This window comes from Streptomyces sp. NPDC101165, from assembly GCF_044768135.1.
Taxonomy (GTDB): domain Bacteria; phylum Actinomycetota; class Actinomycetes; order Streptomycetales; family Streptomycetaceae; genus Streptomyces.
On record NZ_JBIWPG010000015.1, the window covers coordinates 56,502 to 77,206 of the forward strand.

Consider the following 20,705-nt stretch of genomic DNA (forward strand, 5'->3'; position numbering starts at 1 on the left):
ACCCGCGCTCGGGATGCCGGGGCGCCGCGTGCAGAGATCACCCCACTGACGGCCCGACCGGCTCCCTGGGACGGTACGGCGCACACGACGAAGGGGCCGCCCGCACCACGGATGGCGGGCGGCCCCTTCGGGCTGTCGGACGACCGGAGGTCAGGAGGCCTTGGCCTTCGCCTCGGTCTTGGCGGCGGCGACCGGCGCCGGCTTGGCAGCCTCGTAGAACTCCTCGCGCGGGTTCTCCATGGCGCCGAGGGAGACGACCTCGCGCTTGAGGAACATGGCGAGGGTCCAGTCGGCGAAGACGCGGATCTTGCGGTTCCAGGTCGGCATCGCCAGACCGTGGTAGCCACGGTGCATGTACCAGGCGAGGCGGCCCTTGAGCTTGATCTTCATCTTGCCCATGACGATCATCGCCACGCCCTTGTGCAGGCCGAGACCGGCCACCGCACCCTTGTTGGCGTGCTCGTACTCCTTCTGCGGGAAGCCCCGCATACCGGAGATCACGTTGTCGCCGAGGATGCGCGCCTGACGCAGCGCGTGCTGGGCGTTCGGCGGGCACCAGGCGTTCTCGTTGCCCGCCTTGCGGCCGACGAGGTCGGGCACCTGGGCGTTGTCGCCCGCGGCCCAGATGTAGTCGGTGCCGGCGACCTGGAGCGTGGGCTCGCAGTCGACGTGGCCGCGGGGACCGAGGGGCAGGCCGAAGCGGGCGAGGGCCGGGTTCGGCTTGACGCCGGCGGTCCAGACGATGGTGTTGGAGTCGACCTCGAGGCCGTTCTTCAGCACCACGTGGCCGTCGACGCAGGAGTCCATGGAGGTGGAGAGGTAGATCTCCACGCCCCGGCTCTCCAGGTGCTCCTTGCCGTACTGGCCGAGCTTGGGGCCGACCTCGGGAAGGATCTTGTCCGCGGCGTCGACGAGGACGAAGCGCATGTCCTCGCGGGAGACGTTCTTGTAGTACTTGGCCGCGTCCCGGGCCATGTCCTCGACCTCGCCTATGGTCTCCGCACCCGCGAAGCCACCGCCGATGAAGACGAAGGTGAGCGCCTTGCGGCGGATCTCGTCGTCGGTCGTGGAGTCGGCCTTGTCCAGCTGCTCGAGGACGTGGTTGCGCAGGCCGATGGACTCCTCGATGCCCTTCATGCCGATGCCCTGCTCGGCGAGGCCGGGGATCGGGAAGGTACGGGAAACCGCGCCCATCGCGATGACGAGGTAGTCGAAGGGCAGCTCGTACGCCTCGCCCACCAGCGGGGCGATCGTGGCGACCTTACGGTCCTGGTCGATGGTGGTGACCCGGCCGGTGAGGACCTCCGCCTTCGGCAGCACGCGTCGCAGCGGGACGACGACATGCCGAGGGGAGATGCTGCCGGCGGCGGCTTCGGGGAGGAAGGGCTGGTAGGTCATGTACGACCGGGGGTCGACGACCGTGACGGTCGCCTCGCCGTAGCGCATCTTCTTGAGGATGCGCCGAGCTGCGTACAGGCCTACGTACCCACCGCCTACTACGAGGATCCTGGGACGCTCCGTGGTGCTCATGCCATCGAGTATCCACCCGGCCCAGGGGGGGTGCTCGTGCGCCCCTTCACAAGCTCCGACAGGCCCTGTGCTAAACTCCGCGACCCGCGTGACGCAGGTCATGGCGTCGAGGGTGAGTCCCTGGGCGGTCTGCCCCGTTGTCAAGGCCGCGTGAGCTGCCTCTCTGGGCGATCGGGGCGGCTGTGAGCACCTCGCAACACCCCCGGAGCACCCCCTTGCGAGCCCTTGCTGCACCCACCGTCTGAACATGTTCAAACGACCTGGAAGCCCCCGGAAGGGCCAACCGGCCCCTTTTCACGGATCCACGAGGCGGAATTCCTTGTGAAGAACTTCACGAACTTTTCCGACCGACCGTCACCGAGGGGCCCTTGAGGGCCCCTCAGTCCCGCTCAGACGTTATCCGACCTGCTCAGTCGGCAGCTACCAACCAGTAACAAAAGAGAGCTACGCCACCGACCACGCGATGCCGTCGAGGATGTCGTGCTCGCTGACGACGACCTCCTCGGCGCCGATCCGCTCCATGATCGCGAGCAGCACCAGCGCGCCCGCGCCGATGACGTCGACCCGGCCCGGGTGCATGGACGGGATCGCGGCGCGCTCGGCGTGCGTGGAGCGCAGCAGCCACTCGGTGATCTCGCGGACGCGGTCGCGGGAGACGCGGGAGTGGTGGATGCGCGCGGAGTCGTACTCGGGCAGGTCCTGGGCGATCGCGGACACGGTGGTGACCGAACCGGCCAGGCCGACCAGGGTCCGCGCCTCGCGCAGCGGGACCGTCTCCTCGGCCAGGTCCAGGGCGGCCTCGATGTCGGCCCGCATCGCGGCGATCTGCTCCGCGGTGGGCGGGTCGCTCACCTTGCCGTCCTGCACCAGGTGCCGCTCGGTCATCCGCACGCAGCCCACGTCGACGGACCGCGCGGCCCGTACGTGGTCCTCGCCCACGACGAACTCGGTGGAGCCGCCGCCGATGTCGACCACCAGGTAGGGCCTGGCGAGGTCGTCAAGGCCCTTCAGTTCCCTCGTGGCACCGGTGAAGGAGAACTCGGCCTCCTGGTCGCCGCTGATGACCTCGGGCTCGACACCGAGGATGTCGACGACACCGCTCACGAAGTCGTCGCGGTTCTCGGCGTCCCGGGAGGCGGAGGTGGCGACGAACCGCACCTTGGTGGCGCCGAGTTCACGGATGACCTCCGCGTACTCACGGCAGGCCGCGAAGGTCCGCTCCAACGCCTCGGGCGCCAGCCGGCCGGTGCGGTCCACGTCCTGGCCGAGCCGCACGATCGTCATGCGCCGGTCCAGCTCCAGCAGCTCACCGGTCGCCCCCGCGCCGGAGGCGCTGTCGGATGCAGCCACGTCCGCGACGAGCAGCCGGATCGAGTTCGTACCGCAGTCGACGGCCGCGACACGCGAGAAGCCCTCGGGGACCAGCGGCTTGGCGGCGAAGAAGCCGCTGCGGACCTCGGCGGGGTCGAAGACCGCGCCCTGCTCGCCCGGGTGCTCGTCCGCCGGGTCGGGCGCCTCGAGCGGCTGCACGCACGGCCCCTTGCGCCACCACTCCGGCAGCATGGCGATCGCCTCGTCGCCGAGCGGGTTCACGCCCGGGCCGGCGGCCAGCGAGTGGCCCACGAGGACGTGCAGGCACTTCACCCGGTCCGGCATGCCGCCCGCGCTCGGGAAGCCCTCCAGCACCTCGATCTCGTCCCGGCGCCGGATGTAGTCCTCGTGCGCGGCCCGGTACGCGGCGGCCAGCTCGGGGTCGTTCTGCAGCCGCTCCGTCATCTCCTTCATGACGCCGTCCGCCTCCAGCGTGCCGATCGCCGAGGCGGCGCGCGGGCACGTCAGGTAGTACGTCGTCGGGAAGGGCGTGCCGTCCGGCAGCCGCGGGGCGGTCTCCACGACGTCCGGCTGCCCGCACGGGCACCGGTGCGCGATCGCCCTCAGCCCGCGCGGCGGACGCCCGAGCTGCTGCTTGAAGGCCTCGACGTCCGCGTCGGTCGGCTCGGTACGCGGAGTGGGCGGCGGAGGCGTTTCCATGACTGTGTTCAGCTGTCTTTCTGTCGGTTCACTGGTCGGAGGCGTCGGACTTGTCGACCCCGTCCCAGACGTTCGCGTACCAGGGCCGGTGGGCGGCCCCGAGGTCGGCGCGGGACTGTTTGGCCGCGCCCGGGTCGATCACGACGTACCCGGTCTCACCGGGCATCACGTAGTGCAGCCGGCGCCGGATCTGCTGCTCTGCGTAGGCGTCGTCCTGCCAGCGCGCCTTGAGGTCGCGCAGCTGTTCCACGCGCTTGCGGGCCTGCTCCTGCTGCCGCTGCTGGTCGGCGATCTCGGCGCGCTGGGAGACGTACTGCCGCATCGGATAGGCGAGCGCGACGATCAGCGAGCACAGCACGAGAGCCAGCAGCGCGGCGCGGCCGGTGAGGCGGGAGCGGCGGGCCTGCCGCTTGGTCTGGGAGCGGTAGACGCGGGCCGCCGTCTGCTCGCCGAGCAGCTTGAGCCTGGTCGCGGTGGAGAACCGGTCCCGGTCCTTCACGGCCATGTCCCCGCCTCCCCTTCACACGCGCGTACGTCCCCGCACACGGTACGGGACCGAGTACGGGGACGTACGTACGACTGGCTAGGGCTTAGCCCGAGATGGGTCAGCCCCTGCTGTGCCCGCTGGTCCGCGGAGCGGACGTGCGGGAACGCTCAGCCCTTGAAACGGGGGAAGGCCGAGCGGCCGGCGTAGACCGCGGCGTCGTCGAGGATCTCCTCGATGCGCAGCAGCTGGTTGTACTTGGCGACGCGCTCGGAGCGGGCCGGGGCGCCGGTCTTGATCTGGCCGCAGTTGGTGGCGACGGCCAGGTCGGCGATGGTGACGTCCTCGGTCTCGCCGGAGCGGTGGGACATCATGCACTTGAAGCCGTTGCGCTGGGCCAGCTCGACGGCGTCCAGGGTCTCGGTCAGCGAACCGATCTGGTTCACCTTCACGAGCAGGGCGTTGGCGGTGCCCTCCTCGATGCCGCGGGCCAGGCGCTCCGGGTTGGTGACGAACAGGTCGTCGCCGACCAGCTGGACCTTGTCGCCGAGCTTGTCGGTGATGACCTTCCAGCCGGCCCAGTCGTCCTCGAACAGCGGGTCCTCGATGGAGACGAGCGGGTAGGCCGCCACGAGCTCCTCGTAGTACTCGGTCATCTCGGCGGCCGAGCGGGACTTGCCCTCGAACTCGTACTTGCCGTCCTTGTAGAACTCGGACGCGGCGACGTCGAGCGCGAGCGCGATCTGCTCACCGGGGACGTAGCCGGCCTGCTTGACGGCCTCGAGGATGAGGTCGAGGGCCTCGCGGTTGGAGCCGAGGTTCGGGGCGAAGCCGCCCTCGTCGCCGAGACCGGTGGACAGGCCCTTGCCCTTCAGGACCTTCTTGAGGGTGTGGTAGACCTCGGTGCCCCAGCGCAGGGCCTCGGAGAAGGACTCCGCGCCGATCGGGGCGATCATGAACTCCTGAATGTCCACGTTGGAGTCGGCGTGCGAGCCGCCGTTCAGGATGTTCATCATCGGCACCGGCAGCAGGTGCGCGTTCGGGCCGCCCAGGTAGCGGAAGAGCGGGAGGTCGCTGGCCTCGGAGGCGGCGTGGGCGACGGCGAGGGAGACGCCGAGGATGGCGTTGGCGCCGAGGGAGCCCTTGTTGTCGGTGGCGTCCAGGTCGAACATGGCCTGGTCGATCAGGCGCTGCTCGGTGGCGTCGTAGCCGACCAGCTCCGGGCCGATCTGCTCGATGACGGCGAGGACGGCCTTCTCGACACCCTTGCCCTGGTAGCGGTTCGGGTCACCGTCGCGCAGCTCGATGGCCTCGAAGGCACCGGTGGAGGCGCCGGACGGGACGGCGGCACGACCCGTGCTGCCGTCGTCGAGGCCGACCTCGACCTCGACCGTGGGGTTGCCTCGGGAGTCCAGGATTTCCCGGGCTACGACGACGTCGATGGACGGCACGAGCATCTCCTTCGTGGATGTGACGCTGGTTGTGCGGGGCTTGTGAGCCTTGCGCCTAGAGCCTAACCGTCCCGGGGGCGTCGGCCACCGACCGACCGTCCCGTGGACAGCGAGGGACAGGGAGACCGTACCTATTGTTCACGCTCGGAACAAAGAGGCTTGTGGATGAGGCCCGGCCGAAGAGTGGGGAAACAGGAGGGGCGACACAGGGGAAACGGGGCGGGGAGCAAGGTGGGGACACAAACAACCCCGTCCCGGCGCGTACGGGGGAACACGCGCCGGGACGGGGAGCCCGTGGGGACGGGGGGAAGACTCTCACGAGGCCTTCAGAGTGGGGGCAGGCCTTGTGAGAGCGCTGTGGTTCCGGTGGGAGCCAGGTGTCACTTCAGGTGCAGCTGCTGGCCCGGGTAGATGAGGTTCGCGTCCTCGACGATGCCCTTGTTCAGGTCGAACAGCTTCTTCCAGCCGCCCTTGACCTTGTGCTTCTCGGCGATCGTGCTGAGGGTGTCACCCTTGACCACCTTGTACTCGCCGTCGCCCTTCTTGACCTTCTTGCCGGTCGGGGTGGTGACGGTCTGGCTCGCGGCCGGACGCTCGGCGGAGCGGGAGGCGGCCTGCGGCTCGGTGGCGCGGGTGGTGGTCTTCGACGAGCTGCTGCTCGACGGGGCCGCCGCGGTGCCGCTGTACGGGGTGCTCGACAGGCCCGTGCCGCAGACCGGCCAGGCACCCTTGCCCTGGGCGGCGAGGACCTTCTCGGCGACGGTGATCTGCTGCTGCTTGGTGGCCAGGTCGGCGCGGGCGGCGTAGGCCGTGCCGCCGTAGGCGGCCCAGGTGGAGGCGGAGAACTGCACGCCGCCGTAGTAGCCGTTGCCGGTGTTGATCGACCAGTTGCCGCCGGACTCGCACTGGGCGACCGCGTCCCACTCGGAGGCGGTGGCGGCCGAGGCGCTGCCGGCCGCCATCAGCGGAGCGGCGACGACGGCGCCGGCGACACCGGCGAGCGCGATGACACGGGTGGCCTTGAACGGACGGCGGTGCTTGCCCTTGCCGGAGAACAGCATGGATCGATCCCCTCACCGACGCCTGCGAGGTGAGCTGTCGGGTTCGGGCCGGTTGAGTTGCCCGGCCGCGGCCCTTACGGGACGCGGCTTCACCCCAAGCCGGTACCGACATCAACTGCCGGTCCCGGCACTTACCTTGGGTCCCCCGCTCCTGCCTACGGCGCATGACGCGACGACTGTTCCCGGGCGGCCGCTGGCAGGACTCGGCGTTGCGGATGCCGGGGCTCGTGGTGACGAGCGGCCTTGACCGTAGACAGGCGATCGGCGGAATTTCAAAGACGATCAGGGCTTCTGAGACTCATCCCACACTTTCACCAAAACGGACATTCATGAGCGAAGCGGGGCGTCAACTCCCGCTACTTATCGCCCTTTTCGGTACCGACTTTCAGGGTCTGACCGGCACTGATGTGGTTCGGGTCGGCACCGATGGCCTTCTTGTTCTCGGCGTAGAGCGCGTGCCATCCGCCGTCGAGGTCAAGGGAGTCGGCGATGGAGACGAGGGTGTCGCCCTCGTGGACGGTGTAGGTACCCGCGTCGCGGCCGGAGTGACGACCCGACGGGGAGTCGTTCTGACCGGTTGTCGCGCTTTCGTCCGCACTGGCACCGCGGTGACGTCCGCCACTGCTGAGGGCGCCGGTGTCGACCAGGCTCCAAGAACCACTGGTCTGCCACGAATTGTCCGAGTCCTCCGTTGCGGGATCCGTGGTGACGGACCCGCCCCCCTGAGCGTTCCCGGAGTCGGGCGATGCGGATTTGTCGGACTTGGGAGCGTCTGTGCCCTTGCCGAAACCCTTGGAGTCGGCGCCCTCGTCGGCGCTCGGGGACGGCTTGCCCTTCGCGTCCGCGGAGGAGTCGGACGAGGGTGACGAGGAGGACGAATCCGGCAGGTCGGACGAGTCGGAATTCTCGTCGGAATCGGAATTTTCGTCCGAGTTGGACGAGTCCGAGGACTTGGAGGAGTCACCGGAGTGTGCCGAGTCGGAGCCCGAGACGCCCGTGTCGACGTCCACGGAGCCGGACTTCGAGCTCATACCGGCGAGCAGGGCGCAGGTGGCCCAGGGGGTGGTGCCCTGGTCGGCGAGGATCTTCTCGGCGACGGCGATCTGCTGCGAGCGGCTGGCCTGGTCGGCGCTGGAGGCGTACTTCGTGCCGCCGTACTTGTCCCAGTCGTCCGGGGATATCTGCAGGCCGCCGTAGTAACCGTTGCCGGTGTCGGCACTCCAGGAGCCGCCGCTCTCGCACTCGGCCACCTTGTCCCACGTGGTGCCGTCGGCCGCGTTGGCGCTCGCCGCGCCGAGGAGCGGGATGGCGATGGCGGAGCCGGTCACGCCGGCCGCGACGAGGAGGGCCGGAGCCTGACGGGGGCGACGGTGACGACCGTTCCCGGAGAGCATGCGGAAGCCTTTCGTGGGACAGCGGGGCCGGCGTGGCCGATGGAACTCGGGGGCCACGCTGATGAGTGAACGTATCGGCAGACGATCACTTGTCACAAGTTAATGCCGCGCAGATCACGTGAAGATCACAGTGGAGAGTGTCTGTCATGTTCGGCTGCGCGAACGTCTGCCCGCGTCCGGCCCGTTCGAGCCGTGCTCAGGGAGCGGGCGTGAACTCCACGGGAAGGGTGCGCAGGCCGCGCATGATGAGCCCGCCGCGCCAGCGCAGGTCGGCCGGGTCCGCCCCGAGCCGCAGATCGGGGAGGCGGGTGAGGAGGGTGGCGAGCGCGGTCTGGCCCTCCAGCCGGGCGAGCGGGGCGCCGAGGCAGTAGTGGATGCCGTGGCCGTAGCCGAGGTGCTGGTTGTCCCGGCGGGACAGGTCCAGGACGTCCGGGTCGGCGAACCGCTCCGGATCCCGGTCGGCGGCGGCGAGGACGACGAGCACCGGGTCCCCGGCGGCGATGTCCTGCCCGCCGATGGTGAGCGGCCGGGTGGCGAACCGCCAGGTGGCCAGCTCCACCGGGCCGTCGTAGCGCAGGAGTTCCTCGACGCCGGTCTCCAGGAGGTCCCGCTCCCCGGCGGCCAGGGACCGCTGCAGGCGGTGGCGCTGCTCGGGGTGGGTGAGCAGGGCGTAGGTGCCGTTGCCGATCAGGTTCACGGTCGTCTCGAACCCGGCGAACAGCAGGATGAACGCCATCGCGGCGGCCTCGTTCTCGGTGAGGTGCTCGCCGTGGTCGGAGGCGCGGATGAGGCCGGAGATCAGGTCCTCGCCCGGGGTCGGCTCGGCGGGCAGCGCCTCGCGCTTGCGGTGGATGAGGTCGGCGAGGTAGCCGCGCATCTTCTTGACGGACCGTGCGACCCCGCCCCGCGGCCCTCCCCCGTGCCGGATCATCATCCCGGCCCAGTCCCGGAAGTCGTCCTGGTCCTCGCGCGGGACGCCGAGCAGGTCGCAGATGGCGTAGATGGGGAGCGGGAACGCGAACTCGTGGATGAGGTCGGCCGAGCCCCGCTTCGCGAACTGGTCGATGAGGTGGTCGGTCAGCTCCTGCACCCGGGGCGCGAACTCGGCGACCCTGCGAGGGGTGAACGCCTTGCTGACCAGCCGGCGCAGGCGGGTGTGGTCCGGCGGGTCGATGTTCAGCAGATGCGTCATCAGCTCGGCCTTGCGCTCGCCCGGAATACCGGTCTTCCCCTTGGCGTGCGCGGGCTCGTCGTGATGCGCCGGGTTCTTGCTCAGCCGCTGGTCGGCGAGGGCCTGCTTGGCATCGGCATACCTCGTGACCAGCCAGGCCTCGACCCCGCTGGGCAGCCGGGTCCGGTGCACGGGGGCGTGCTCGCGGAGCCAGGCGTAGGCGGGGTAGGGGTCGCTGGCGAACTCCCAGGTGAAGAGGTCGGGGGCGGTCGGGGGGTGGGGGTGGCTGGGCTGGCTGGTCACTCCTCGACGGTATCCGGATCGCCGGTGGGGGTGTGGCCGGGTGGTGCGGGAAGCGATGCGGGGACGCCTTCCGGGTCCAGGGACGCCGCCCTGCGGAACCACTCCTCGGCCTCCGCGTCCTTCCCCTGCTTCCTCAGCAGCTCGGCCAGGCGCAGCTCGGCGTACACGGCTCCCCGTTCATGACCCTTGAGGTACCACGACAGAGCCTCCTCGTCCCGGCCGAGGTTCTCCAGCGCTTCGCCGAGGTTGACCGCCGCGGACGGGTCTCCGCCCTCGGCGGCCTGCCGGTAGAGGGGTTCCTTCTCGGTTTCGTCGGCGTCCTTCTCGGTGTCCAGATAGACGCCGAGGCAGTTCACGGCGCGGGCGTCACCCCATGCGGCGGCGTACCGGAGCCAGTCCTCGGCCTCCCGCTCGTGCCAGTAGTACAGGAGGTTGCCGAGGCTCCCCGCCACCTCACGGTGGCCCGCTGCGGCGGCCTTGCGGTACCAGCGCAGCGCCTCGTCCTCGCGTCCGGGCCCCACCAGCATGTCGCCCAGCTCGTGTGCCGCCGCGCCCTCTCCCGCCTCCGCGGCCGTACGCAGCCAGCGCTCGGCGTGGTCGCGGTGGATCCGGCCGAGCTGGAGCGCAGCCCAGGAGTCCCCGCTCTCCGCGGCAACCTCCAGATACGGCAGTGCGACCTGCTCGTCCCCGTCGATCAGGAGGAGATGCCTCGCCACCTCTCCCGCCGCCTCCGCGTGTCCCGCGTCGGCCGCCCGGTGCAGCAGGGACGCACCCTCCTCGCCCTCGGTGCGGATCGCAAGGCTGAACAGCACCTCCGCGTCCCCCGCCTCGACACGCGAGCGCAGCGCCGCGCGGGCCGCCCCGAGAATCACGCCGCGGTCCAGCGGTGCCCCGTTCTCCGCCGCGTCCAGCAGCGTCCACCACACCGCGTCCGGCACCGGCTCCAGGTCTCCCGAGCGCAGCGCCTCCGCGACCAGCGCCCCGTACGCCCGCCAGGTGCTGTCCCCTTCGCCCGCCACGAGCAGTCCCGAGACCCCGAACATCGGCGCCGTCGCCCAGGCGAGCGCGTCCTCGAAGGACTCCCGCTCCTGCGCCCCGTAGTGCTCCTGAACGCTCCTGAGCAGCTCGGCCGGTACCGCGCCCGTGACCCCGCACCGGGCGAGATCGACCGCCGCCCGCACCAGTAACTGCCCGCCCGGATGCTCCAGTTGTGTGCCCACCCGGCGCCACTCGTCGAACAGCAGATGCCCGACCGCGAAGTACGAGGCCGCCCCCTCTCTGCCGCTCCACATGTACGCCGGGTACGCACGTGGGTCGTCGTGCGCCGACAGCCGTGCCAGCTCGTCCTCACTCCACTCGCGCGCCAGCTCCACCGTGCGAGCCGCGGCGACGACCCGGTCGCCGGGGGCGCTCCCGGCGCGGCGCCTGTAGTACTCGGCGGGACGCATCGTCCCGAGCACGACGGCACCTTGTTCGTTGAGCCGCCCCAGCAGCCGAAGGTCCAGCCGGCCCGGGCCGAGGTGGTCGGTCAGCTCGTCCAGCCAGACGACGTACTTGCCGGGTTCGCTCCGCAGTGCGGCCAGCAGCGGCCGCAGGTCCTCGCCCGGGTCCGGAGCGTACAGACGATGGTCCTCCAGTGCGCGCACACCGTGCCAGGCGGTGTACGACTTACCCGCGTACGGCTCGCCCAGGATCAGCACCAGGCTGGTGCCGGCGAGCTTGGCGCGCAGGTCCTCGTCGCAGTCGCGCGGCACGTACGGCGGTACGTCGGCCAGCCCCGGCACGGGCCCGGTCGGGTGTACGCCGAACTCCCGCCACCCCACCTGAGCGACGGGCCGCCACTCCGCCGGTGCGGGAACGGCGCCGTAGTGGTTGTGCTGCACCCCCACGACTCGGTCGTGGAAGGTGCCGAGCCGGAAGTCGACATGGTCTGCGGGGAGGGGCGGGCGCTGCTCCGGCTGCGGGCCGGGGTCCGGATCTCGTCCCGCAGCCTGCGTGAGGGCGAACTCCTTTATCAGGCGGCGCAGTTGATCGGCCGCGACATCTCTGGAGGGTGCATGGTCGAGCGTCATGCGCACCCGCGTGAACCAGACCTTCTGCTCCAGCTCCGTGAGGCCGGCCGCGGGCCACGGATCGACGCGGAGTTCGGTCTCGTAGCCGGGGGCACCGTTGGCCTTGAACCAGGCCGCGAACGCCTTCCGTACCCCGGTCCACTCCACCGGGTCCCGCCTCGCCACGAGGACCTCGGCCCCCACGCTCGCCAGCTCCGACTCCAGCCTCACGCACGCCCCCACACCTCACGACCACGTTCAGGTCAACGGTACTGAGATGCAAGGGCTCTGACGCCCTGTGAGCAATCAGCCCTCCGTCTCCTTGATCGCGTCCCGGTACACCCTCGCCGCCGCCCGCAGTGCCGCTTCCGGGTCGACGCCGTCGGCCTCGGCGCGCACCGCAAGTGCCAGCAGCTCGTAGCCGATGCCCTCCCCCTGCGGCAGCGCGACGTCCAGGCCTGCCGTGCGGGCGCGGGAGGCGAGTTTGGCGGTGAGGGCGAGGCCGGGCTGGCCGAGGGGGACGCCCTCGGTGACCGAGGTGCGCTGCTTCTCCTCGGCCTTGGTACGCAGCCAGTGCTCCTTGACGTCCTCCGGGGTGTCGGCCTTCTCGTCACCGAAGACGTGCGGGTGGCGGTGGATCAGCTTGGCGACGATGCCACCGGCCACGTCGTCGATCGAGAACGGCGCGTCCGGGTCCTCCTCGGCGATGCGGGAGTGGAAGACGACCTGGAGCAGGACGTCGCCCAGCTCCTCCCGCAGTTCGTCGCGGTCGCCGGCCTCGATCGCCTCGACGAGTTCGTACGCCTCCTCGATGCCGTACTTCGCCAGACCCTTGTGGGTCTGCCGGGACGACCAGGGGCATTCGAGGCGGATGCGGTCCATGACCTGGACGAGGTCGAGGAGCCGGGCGCCGGGCAGGTCGTAGGAGGCGGGCAGCAGCTCCAGCTCCGGCATCCGCACCCGGCCGGAGCCGGCCAGGCGGGCCAGGCCGTCGGTGAGGGCGGGCTCTCCCTCACCGGTGGCCACGACCACCACCGTCCGCCCGCCCGCGCAGGCGTCGACCAGCTCCTGGGCGGTGCGGGACGCCTCGGCCACGGGTATCCCGGCCTCCCGCAGATACGGCAGCTGCGGGTGCGCGCCGTCCGCGCACAGCACCGCGTCGGCGGCGCGCAGCGCCTGCCAGGCGGGCCAGGACAGCAGGCCGGGCGCGACACGGTGGCTGGTGGTGAGCAGGACGATGCGGCCGGGGGCGGCTTCGGGGCTGGTTGCGTTCACGATCCGAACGTAACCCACGGCGACGAGGGACGGGATCGGTTGTCCACAGGGACAGGGGTGTCGTGTGATCGTATGACCGACAGTCGTCCACAGGCCGCTGCCGTACCGTTACGGCACCCCGGAGACCGCCCGCTACGCCGTCTGCTGCTGCTCTCCCGCCGTGACCTCACGCACCCACGGCGTCTTGGCGTCCACCCGGCTGCTCTTCTGTACGTCCCAGGAGCCGTAGCGCGGGTTGAGATCGACGTGGAGTTCCTCGGAGGCCTTGGACAGGGCCTTCCAGAAGGCGGGCTGGGTGGTGTCGGTGCCGAGCTTCGCGGCGAGCTTCTGCGCCTCGAGCTGGAGGCGCAGGTTGTCGTCGAGGCGCGCGGGCGCGATGCCGTACTTCTGCAGCCAGGCCGTCTGCAGCCCCTTGGTGCCGCCGGCCTGCTGCTCCAGGCCGGCGCGCATCTGCAGGACCTCCTTGCGGGTGACCGCGATGCCCTCGTCCTGCGCGGCGCGGTGCAGCACCCGGTCGAGGACCATGTTGTGCAGGGTGTCGCGGGTGAGGCTGCTGGTGGAGGAGAGGACCTGCTGGTACTGGGTCTCGTCCGGCACCGCGGCCCGCTGCGCCTTGCGTACCTCGTTGACCCGGTTCTCCAGCTGGGCGACGGTGATCCGCTGCCCTCCCACGACGGCGGCCGCGCCGGGGTGCGCATCGTTTCCGCAGGCGGCGAGGAGGGGGGCCGCGGCGGCGATCGCGGCGGAGAGGACGAGCGCAGTGCGACGGCGGCGGTGCAAGGAAACCTCCCGAGGAGATTGTGCGACGGTGCACAAAGTCTTGCGGTGATCGATGGTAGGCAGCGGTCCAGCTCTGGCCAACCCATTCGACCAACGATTCACCACGACTTCAGGCACCGCCGCGCGCACCGGCGGTGCCGTCGTCAGCCGGTGATGGCCACCGGCGCGTCCCACGCGTCACGGTCGACGGTGAGCGTGACGCCGCCGTGCGCCTCCTTGCTGTTGACCATGTACTGGTGGGCGCGGCTGTGGCCGGTGAACAGGGTGGCGCCCCACGGCCAGTCCGCGGTGGTGGTGTTCTGCTTGTCCCACAGCGCGTACCAGAGGTTGCCGGGCAGGTCCGTCCTGTCGGTGGCGGTGGCGACGGCCTTGGCGCTGGAGCTGGTGAAGCCGTAGTAGCCGGCGCGGTACGTCTTGGCGTGCAGTTCCTTGTCGAAGGCGCGGACGTACGTCAGCACGGCGTCGTTGCACGACGTGTTCGTGGTGTCGTACGCCTCCATGTCCAGGTAGATCGGGCTGCCGGCCTTGATGCCGAGCGCCGAGGCCTTGGCCACCGCGTCGTCCGCCTCGGACTTGCCGACGGACGCGGCGGTGGAGGCGCTGATCTTCACGGAGCCGCCGGACCCGCAGGACGGCTGGGCGCCGACGTAGAGCGGGATGAGCTTCCAGCCCATGGCGGTGACGTCCGTGACCCACTTGGGCGTGAGGTTGGGCTGGTTGCAGCCGCGGTTCTTGCCGCCCACGTAGACGGCGGCGGCGCCGTAGAAGCCGGTGTGCCAGGCCTTCATGGTGGCTTCGGAGGGCGCGGTGCAGGTGTCGAAGGCGCGGCCGGTGAACGTCTTCTGCGCGGGCCAGGTGGTGGCGGCCATGGAGGTCTGGGCGGCGATGCCGGCGCCGGCGACGACTGCCGTTCCGGCCACCGCCCATGTGACGTACCTGCGCTTCTTCGACTGCCGATGGCCGGCCATGAAACCCCACCCCTGCTCGTACGTGCCTGGCGAAAACGAAGCGCAACCTATACGGCGCCGCCCCTGCCTTCGGGAAACGCGATCCCCCGAAGATCACAAGGATCCCTCAGGGAACGGCAAAATCTAGCCACGCACCTGTCCCAGCCACTGCAGGGTGCGGCGGATCTCGGCGGCCAGCGGGTGTCCCGGGCCCTGGAAGCGTTCGACGTCCATCAGCAGCCGCGCGAGCGTGTCGTGGGCGGCCGGGCGGTCGCCGAGCGCGAGGAGCAGGTGGCCGATGCGGCGCCGCACGTCGTGGGCGAGCTGTGGGTCGCCGGAGACGTACTGGTTCTCGTAGTAGGGCAGCAGCGCTCGGTACTCGGCGAGCGCCGCCGCCGGTTCGCCGAGCTGCTCCAGGCACTGGGCGGCCTCGTAGCGGAAGCGCAGCGACTGCGGGTCGGCCTGGCCGGCCTCGGCGGCGCGTTCGTCGCCGAGGCGGCGCAGTTCGGGCAGTGCGCGCCGGTACTGGCCGTCGTCCATGAGCGTGGCCGCGTACTGCTTGCGCAGGGTGCGTACGACCGGGGAGTGCTCGCCGTGCTGTTCGGCCGCGGCGGGCAGGATCGCGCCGAGTATGTCGACGGCCTGGGTGATGCGGCCCTCCCCGAGGAGCCGCTTGACCTCGTCGACGGCGGCGGCGACGTCGGGCTTCTCGGCCGTGGTCGGCACGGGTGTCACGGGGGCGGGCTGAGGCGCGGGCGTCAGCGCGCGGTCCGGCCACGGGGCGTGCGGGCGCAGGAAGGGGCGCGTGGGATCCAGCGGCGCCCCGGTGGGCGTCCCGCGCGCGGGCAGGAGCAGCGCCAGGTGCTCGTACACCTCCTGTGCGGAGGCCGGCCGGTGCTGCGGGTCCTTGGCGAGCAGGCGCAGGACCAGTGCTTCGAGCGCCTCGGGGACCTCGGGGCGGATACGGCGCACGGGCAGCGGAGGCTCGTACAGGTGCCGGTGCAGCACGCCGAGCGCCGTGGATCCGGCGAACGGCACGTCTCCGCTGAGCAGTTCGTGCATCAGCACACCGAGCGCGTACAGGTCGGTGTACGGGCCGACCGCGCCGCCCATCGCCTGCTCGGGCGCCATGTAGGCGGGTGAGCCGATCGGCGAGCCGGTGTGGGTGAGGCGGGTGGTGTCGGTGTCCATGACCGAGGCCACGCCCAGGTCGAGCACCGTGACCGTGCCGTCCTGCTTCACCATCACGTTCCGCGGCTTGAGGTCGCGGTGCACGATCGGTACGGCGTGCACGGCGCTCAGCACGGCGCACAGTTGCGCGGCCACCGCGACCGCCCACTGCCACGGGTACGGGTCGTGCTCGGCGAGGTGGTCGGAGAGGTCGGCGCCGTCCACGTACTGCATGACGAGGAACAGCTCCTCGCCCTCGCTGCCCGCGTCGTGCACGGTGACCAGGCCCGGGTGGTCCACCTGCGCGGTGACCCGGCACTCGCGCACGAAGCGGCGGCGCAGCTCGTCCGCCTCCTGCCCGGCCACCTTGTCCGGGCGCAGCAGCTTCACCGCCACGCGCCGGTCGAGTCGCTGGTCGTACGCCGTCCAGACCTGGCCCATGCCGCCCTGCCCGATGAGCGTGGACAGTTCGTACCGGCCGGCGACCACACGTCCTGTCGCCACGGTCACCGTCCGCCCTCGTGGCCGGCGTCCTGCCTGCCCTCGTCATGGCCGTCCTGGTGACCGTCGTGCTTGCGCAGGTAGTCGCTCAGCTCGTCCAGTTCGGCACGCACCTGGTCGATCCGGGCGGGCGCCGGACGCTGAGGCGGCGGGGTCGTCAACGGGGGCCGCGGGACGGGCGTGTGCGCCATCGGGGGCGTGGCGGGCGGGGACGGCGCGGGCGCCGGGGTCTGCGCCCCGATCGTCGCCGAGAACGGCGACGCAGGCTGCGGATAGCCGTACCCGGACAGCGCCCGGCTCGCCTCGTACGCCTTCTGGAGCTTCTGGAAGTGCCGGATGTCCGCCACCAGGTAGTACACGAGCACGAGTGGCAGGACGCCGAGGATCAGGGCCATCCCCAAATAACCACCCGAGGTGTGGACCTCCTCGCCGGGCTCGCTGCCCAGCAGCACGATGGCGAGGAAGTCGGCCGCCAGCACCGCCACGAACAGGCCCCAGTCCAGCGACTTGCGCGTGACGGCGGCCAGCCGCAGCAGCATCGTCCAGGTCAGGAAGCCGAGGCTGAAGATCCCGATCGCCACGAACAGCACACGCATGAAGACCAGCCACCCGGTGTGGGGCGGCTGCTTCACCGGCGGTGCGTAGCCGTGGCCTTGCATGACTGCTCCTGATGCCTGACATGGGTGTACGCGTCCACCCGGCGTGCTCGGCCGGGCGGACGACACCACTCGTGCGATGGTCGCTTCGAGCATATGGCCCGGCGCGGACAACCGGCCCGGGTTGTACCGAACCGTTGTCCGGGCATCGCGGTCAATCAGGCGCGACGGTGCCGTCCGTGAGCCCGTCGTACATCCCGCGCACGAGCTGCTCGCCGAGCCGGCTCGCGTGGCGCACTGCCCGTTCGAACTCGTCGAGTGCGCGGAAACGCGCGCCGTAGCGCCGTTGTTCGTCGAGCGGAAGCCGGGGCAGCTGCAGGCGGCGCACGTCCAGGCGGGTGGCCGTGGACGCGTAACTGCTGGCCTGGCGGTGGTTGGCCGTACCGCGCAGGAAGCCGGAGAGGAACCAGGGGTCGAGCGCCGTGGGATCGGGGCGCAGCAGCACGAGACTGCGCCCCAGGGCGGCGCCGCCGGTCGCCTCGTCGATCACGCGTGCCACCGAACCACCCCCGAGCACCGGTACGACGACGTCGCCCGGCTCGGTCAGCACGGCCTCCTCGTCGCTCTCCGGAAGCGTCCCGGAGGGTGCCGTTCCGGCGAGCACGTCATGGTCGGTGAGAACGGGCACGCGCGCGTGGCCGCCGTTTCCGCCGGTACGCAGCATCAGCGCGCCCCCGCGCGCGAGTTCGCCGACGGTGGTGAGCGGCCAGCGCGCGGGCGACACCGGGTCGGCGGGGGGCGGGGTCAGGTCGGCGGTCAGCCGCAGGGTCTCGCCGAGGCGCTCGCGCACCGCCGCGAGCTGCTCCACGCCGTCGGCCACGGCCGGGGGCGGCAGATGGCGGGCGGGGGCGAGGTCCACGTCGTCGTCGAGCAGTTCGATGACCGGCACGGAACGCGCCAGCCCCGGCCGCTCCTCCAGCCGCCCCGCGCGCTCGAAGGTCCGCCAGGCGTCCAGGACGGTGTCCCGGACCGCCTGCCAGTCCGGCCCGCCCCGCGCCTCGCCCGCGAACCGTCCGGTGTCGGCGAGCAGCACCTCGGGCGCCGCGGGCGTCCGGTCCGGCCGGCGCAACACCCACACGTGGAGCGGGATGTTGTACGGCGGCGCCGCCCCGACCGGCAGCGCGAGCACGGCCCGCAGCGCGCCCCGGCGCAGCAGGTCGGCGCGGATCCGGCGCCCGGAACGGCGGGAGGCGGCGGCCGGCGGCATCAGCAGGACGGCGGTGCCGCCGTCGGCCAGCCGGGCCAGCGCGTGCTGCACCCAGGCCAGCTCGGACTCGGTGCGCGCGGGGAAGCCGTACTCCCAGCGGGGGTCGTAGGCGAGTTCGTCGTGGCCCCAGTTGCGCTCGTTGAACGGCGGATGGCACAGGACGGCGTCGGCGCGCAGCTGCGGGTAGGCGTCGCCACGCAGGGTGTCGCCGACGGCGCCGCGCACGGTGGCCCGGGCATTGAGCGCGAGCCGCAGCGCGGTCAGCGCGGCGAGGTCGGGTGCGCTGTCCTGGGCGTACAGCTCCTGGTCGGGTCGGGCGTCGACGGCGCGCAGCAGGGCGCCGGTGCCGCAGGCCGGGTCCAGGACGGTGCGGGCGGGACCGGCGAGGTCGGCCATGAGGCGGGCCAGTTCGGCCGGGGTGAGCGTGTACTGGCGCGGGTTCGCGTCCAGATGCCGGCCCAGCAGGAACTCGAAGGTCTGCCGCGCCCCCGTCTCGGCGGCCAGCTCGGCGGCGCCGCGCAGGAGGGGGGCGGAGGGGAGGAGTTGGGGGCCGGTCGGGGTGTGGAGGGCGGGTGCGGTGTGGGCGACCTGCGGGGTGCTCCCGGTGGACGGGGTGTGCACGGCGGACGGGGTGTTCACAGCGGGTGGGGTGTTCACGGCGCTCGGAGCCGGGGAGCCGGCCTCGCTGTGAGCCGCCGTACCGGTGTTCACAGGAAGCGGACTGTTGACAGCCGATGGGGAGCCCGCGGAACGGTCGGTGTGAACACCGCGACCGTGCGCGGCGCCGAAGCGCGGGGTGAGCACCTGGTCCAGCGCACCGGGCAGCATCGCGGCCAGCCGCTCGTCGGAGCCGGCGCTCACGTCGAGCCAGACAGTGGGGCGCTCGTGGATGAGCAGCAGGGCGCAGCCCGCATGCACCAGGGCGGTGACCGGCCCCTCGGGGTGGCCGGCGAGCTGCTGCCAGACCCGTTCCCGCAGCGGGACCTCGGCGAGCTTGCCCTGCTTGCGCAGCCAGACCTCCACCTCGGCCAACGCGAAGGACGGGCTGGTCTCGGTGCCGCCGACCGGCTTGGGGAAGTCGGCGTGCCGGCGGCGCCAGTTGCTGACGGCGGCCCGGCCCACCCCGGCGAGCCGGGCGATACCGGCCGCGGTCACCTCTGTCGCGTTGTCCTGCACCGGTCCCACTCCCCCTCGTCCCGTGTGTGCGCCGAGCATACCGGCGTACACAAGATCCCTGCATTCACGCTCGTGTACACAACCAATGATGTTAATCGTGTTGACTCGGTTCACACGCTCTGATCTTATTGACCCAGCGAACGAGCGACCAGCCGGAGGGGGCGGTCGCCGTATCGGGAGGGGTTCCGCCATGGGCATGAAAGGCAAGATCGCGCTGAACGCCGTCGTGGGGGTCGTCGTCCTCGGCGTCGTGTCCGCGAACGCCGGCAGTGACAAGGACTGCGGCTCCGACAGCAGCGGCAAGCGCTCCGCGGCACCCGCCGTGAACCGGCCCCACGGCAAGACGGACTCGGGGGACGCCTCGGCGGCCGAGAAGTTCAAGACGGCCGGCTGCGGCGACCGGAAGAAGCCATGACCCGCCCCCACGCCCACCCGGCGTCCCGCCCCCCGCGGTAGTGGCAGGACCAATCACCGCCCTGTGGCCCTGGCCTCCTCACCCTCATCGCCTCTCACCCGTCCGGCCGTACCTCTTCGACTCCCGGCCGCGGCCCGGCGTCGGCCGGTGCACCCGGTCCCGGACGCCGTACGACATGCCGTACGCACTTCCCCGTTTCACCTCTCTTCCTGAAGGACTGTCATGCGTCTCCCGTCCCGTGTCGTCACCCTGCTCGCCGTCGCGGCACTGCCCCTGGCCCTGTCCGCCTGCTCCTCGGATTCCTCCTCCGACACCGGCGCGAGCGCCAAGCCGGCCAAGGAGCAGAACCCCAACGCCGGTCTGCTCACCGGTACGCAGCTCAAGAAGGCGCTGGCGCCCGCGTCGGCCTTCCCGACCGGGTTCACCCGCGTTGCCGACGGCGCCTCGGACAGCGGGAGCCATTTCCTCGCCCCGTCCAGCAGGAAGACCGCGAAGCCGGACTGCACCAGACTGGAGGGCTCGGCCTGGATCCAGGTGACCGGCTTCGAGGGAGGCGTGTCCTTCGCGCAGGACGACTACGTGAACCACGACAAGACCGAGGAAATCACCCAGGAGATCGACGCGTTCCAGGGCACCACGGCGAAGACGGTGATGAAGGGCCTGCAGTCCGTCGCCACCGAGTGCGCCACGTTCACGGACACGGACACACACGCCAAGGTGAAGGTCGCGGCCCGCTCTGCGGCCGGGCTCGGTGACGAGGCGTACACGATGACGCTGACGAGCGGCGCCTGGGAGAACGGCACCACGCTCATCGCGGCCCGTTCCGGCAACGCCGTGGTCACCGTGCTGTCCACGGCGGGCAGCGACGACGGTGCCGCGACCGCGAAGAAGCTGACCACCGAGATTCTGGGCTCCTTGAAGAAGACCGCCTGATCCGCACGGCAGGCAGGTCCGCCTGAGCCACGGGGCGGACCAGCGAACGCACCCGTCGGCCTACCGCGGGGTGACGACGACCGCCGACAGCACGTCGGCGGTCACGCGGTACAAGCGTCATCGGCCTGGACGCGCCGGGCTGCCGACGCCGGCCCGGGGCCCAACGCGA

General features: G+C 71.2%; 16 protein-coding genes, 1 pseudogene and 1 riboswitch. Of the genes and pseudogenes, 2 read left to right on the forward strand and 15 right to left on the reverse strand.

Annotation, left to right across the window (positions count from 1 at the left end):
• Positions 1-150: 150 nt before the first annotated feature.
• From ACIRVH_RS29730 to ACIRVH_RS29800, 15 genes and pseudogenes are all read right to left on the reverse strand, one after another.
• Positions 151-1,530 (reverse strand): NAD(P)/FAD-dependent oxidoreductase, encoded by a 1,380-nt coding sequence (locus ACIRVH_RS29730; RefSeq protein WP_403959316.1) that lies wholly within the window; start codon positions 1,528-1,530, stop codon positions 151-153.
• Between the two features lie 444 nt (positions 1,531-1,974).
• Positions 1,975-2,955 carry an exopolyphosphatase gene (locus ACIRVH_RS29735; RefSeq protein WP_403959758.1) on the reverse strand — a complete coding sequence of 327 codons (981 nt, stop codon included), beginning with the start codon at positions 2,953-2,955 and terminating at the stop codon, positions 1,975-1,977.
• Positions 2,956-3,159: 204 nt separating this feature from the next.
• Positions 3,160-3,561 (reverse strand): annotated as a pseudogene (locus ACIRVH_RS29740) (DUF501 domain-containing protein); the annotation flags it as partial.
• Between the two features lie 28 nt (positions 3,562-3,589).
• Complete coding sequence (locus tag ACIRVH_RS29745) at positions 3,590-4,066, reverse strand: septum formation initiator family protein (protein WP_145876617.1); 477 nt, start codon at positions 4,064-4,066, stop codon at positions 3,590-3,592.
• Between the two features lie 149 nt (positions 4,067-4,215).
• On the reverse strand, positions 4,216-5,502 hold the full coding sequence (gene eno, locus ACIRVH_RS29750) for a phosphopyruvate hydratase (protein ID WP_403959319.1): 1,287 nt from the start codon (positions 5,500-5,502) through the stop codon (positions 4,216-4,218).
• 374 nt (positions 5,503-5,876) lie between these two features.
• Positions 5,877-6,557, reverse strand: a complete 681-nt coding sequence (locus tag ACIRVH_RS29755; RefSeq protein WP_403959321.1) for a transglycosylase family protein — start codon at positions 6,555-6,557, stop codon at positions 5,877-5,879.
• A gap of 4 nt (positions 6,558-6,561) precedes the next feature.
• Positions 6,562-6,730, reverse strand: a riboswitch (cyclic di-AMP (ydaO/yuaA leader).
• Between the two features lie 183 nt (positions 6,731-6,913).
• On the reverse strand, positions 6,914-7,951 hold the full coding sequence (locus tag ACIRVH_RS29760; RefSeq protein ID WP_403959324.1) for a transglycosylase family protein: 1,038 nt from the start codon (positions 7,949-7,951) through the stop codon (positions 6,914-6,916).
• A 196-nt stretch (positions 7,952-8,147) separates the two neighbouring features.
• Complete coding sequence (locus ACIRVH_RS29765; protein WP_403959326.1) at positions 8,148-9,425, reverse strand: cytochrome P450; 1,278 nt, start codon at positions 9,423-9,425, stop codon at positions 8,148-8,150.
• A complete protein-coding gene (locus ACIRVH_RS29770; protein ID WP_403959329.1) occupies positions 9,422-11,707 on the reverse strand; it encodes a tetratricopeptide repeat protein in 2,286 nt (761 codons plus the stop codon). The genes ACIRVH_RS29765 and ACIRVH_RS29770 overlap by 4 nt, the downstream gene beginning before the upstream one ends.
• Positions 11,708-11,782: 75 nt before the next feature.
• A complete protein-coding gene (locus ACIRVH_RS29775) occupies positions 11,783-12,751 on the reverse strand; it encodes a nucleoside triphosphate pyrophosphohydrolase (RefSeq protein WP_403959331.1) in 969 nt (322 codons plus the stop codon).
• 132 nt (positions 12,752-12,883) lie between these two features.
• On the reverse strand, positions 12,884-13,531 hold the full coding sequence (locus ACIRVH_RS29780; protein WP_403959334.1) for a SurA N-terminal domain-containing protein: 648 nt from the start codon (positions 13,529-13,531) through the stop codon (positions 12,884-12,886).
• Between the two features lie 143 nt (positions 13,532-13,674).
• A complete protein-coding gene (locus ACIRVH_RS29785; RefSeq protein WP_403959337.1) occupies positions 13,675-14,499 on the reverse strand; it encodes a glycoside hydrolase domain-containing protein in 825 nt (274 codons plus the stop codon).
• Between the two features lie 123 nt (positions 14,500-14,622).
• Positions 14,623-16,116: a protein kinase gene (locus tag ACIRVH_RS29790; protein WP_403959761.1), complete on the reverse strand. Its 1,494-nt coding sequence runs from the start codon at positions 16,114-16,116 to the stop codon at positions 14,623-14,625.
• Positions 16,117-16,154: 38 nt separating this feature from the next.
• Entirely contained in the window at positions 16,155-16,808 is a 654-nt protein-coding gene (locus ACIRVH_RS29795) for a hypothetical protein (RefSeq protein ID WP_403959340.1), read from the reverse strand.
• Between the two features lie 151 nt (positions 16,809-16,959).
• Positions 16,960-19,188 carry an N-6 DNA methylase gene (locus tag ACIRVH_RS29800; RefSeq protein ID WP_403959343.1) on the reverse strand — a complete coding sequence of 743 codons (2,229 nt, stop codon included), beginning with the start codon at positions 19,186-19,188 and terminating at the stop codon, positions 16,960-16,962.
• A 190-nt stretch (positions 19,189-19,378) separates the two neighbouring features.
• Between ACIRVH_RS29800 and ACIRVH_RS29805 the strand changes: the two genes are divergently transcribed.
• On the forward strand, positions 19,379-19,603 hold the full coding sequence (locus tag ACIRVH_RS29805) for a hypothetical protein (protein ID WP_403959346.1): 225 nt from the start codon (positions 19,379-19,381) through the stop codon (positions 19,601-19,603).
• A gap of 222 nt (positions 19,604-19,825) precedes the next feature.
• Positions 19,826-20,536, forward strand: coding sequence for a hypothetical protein (locus ACIRVH_RS29810; protein WP_403959349.1), 711 nt, complete (start codon positions 19,826-19,828; stop codon positions 20,534-20,536).
• Positions 20,537-20,705 lie beyond the last annotated feature (169 nt).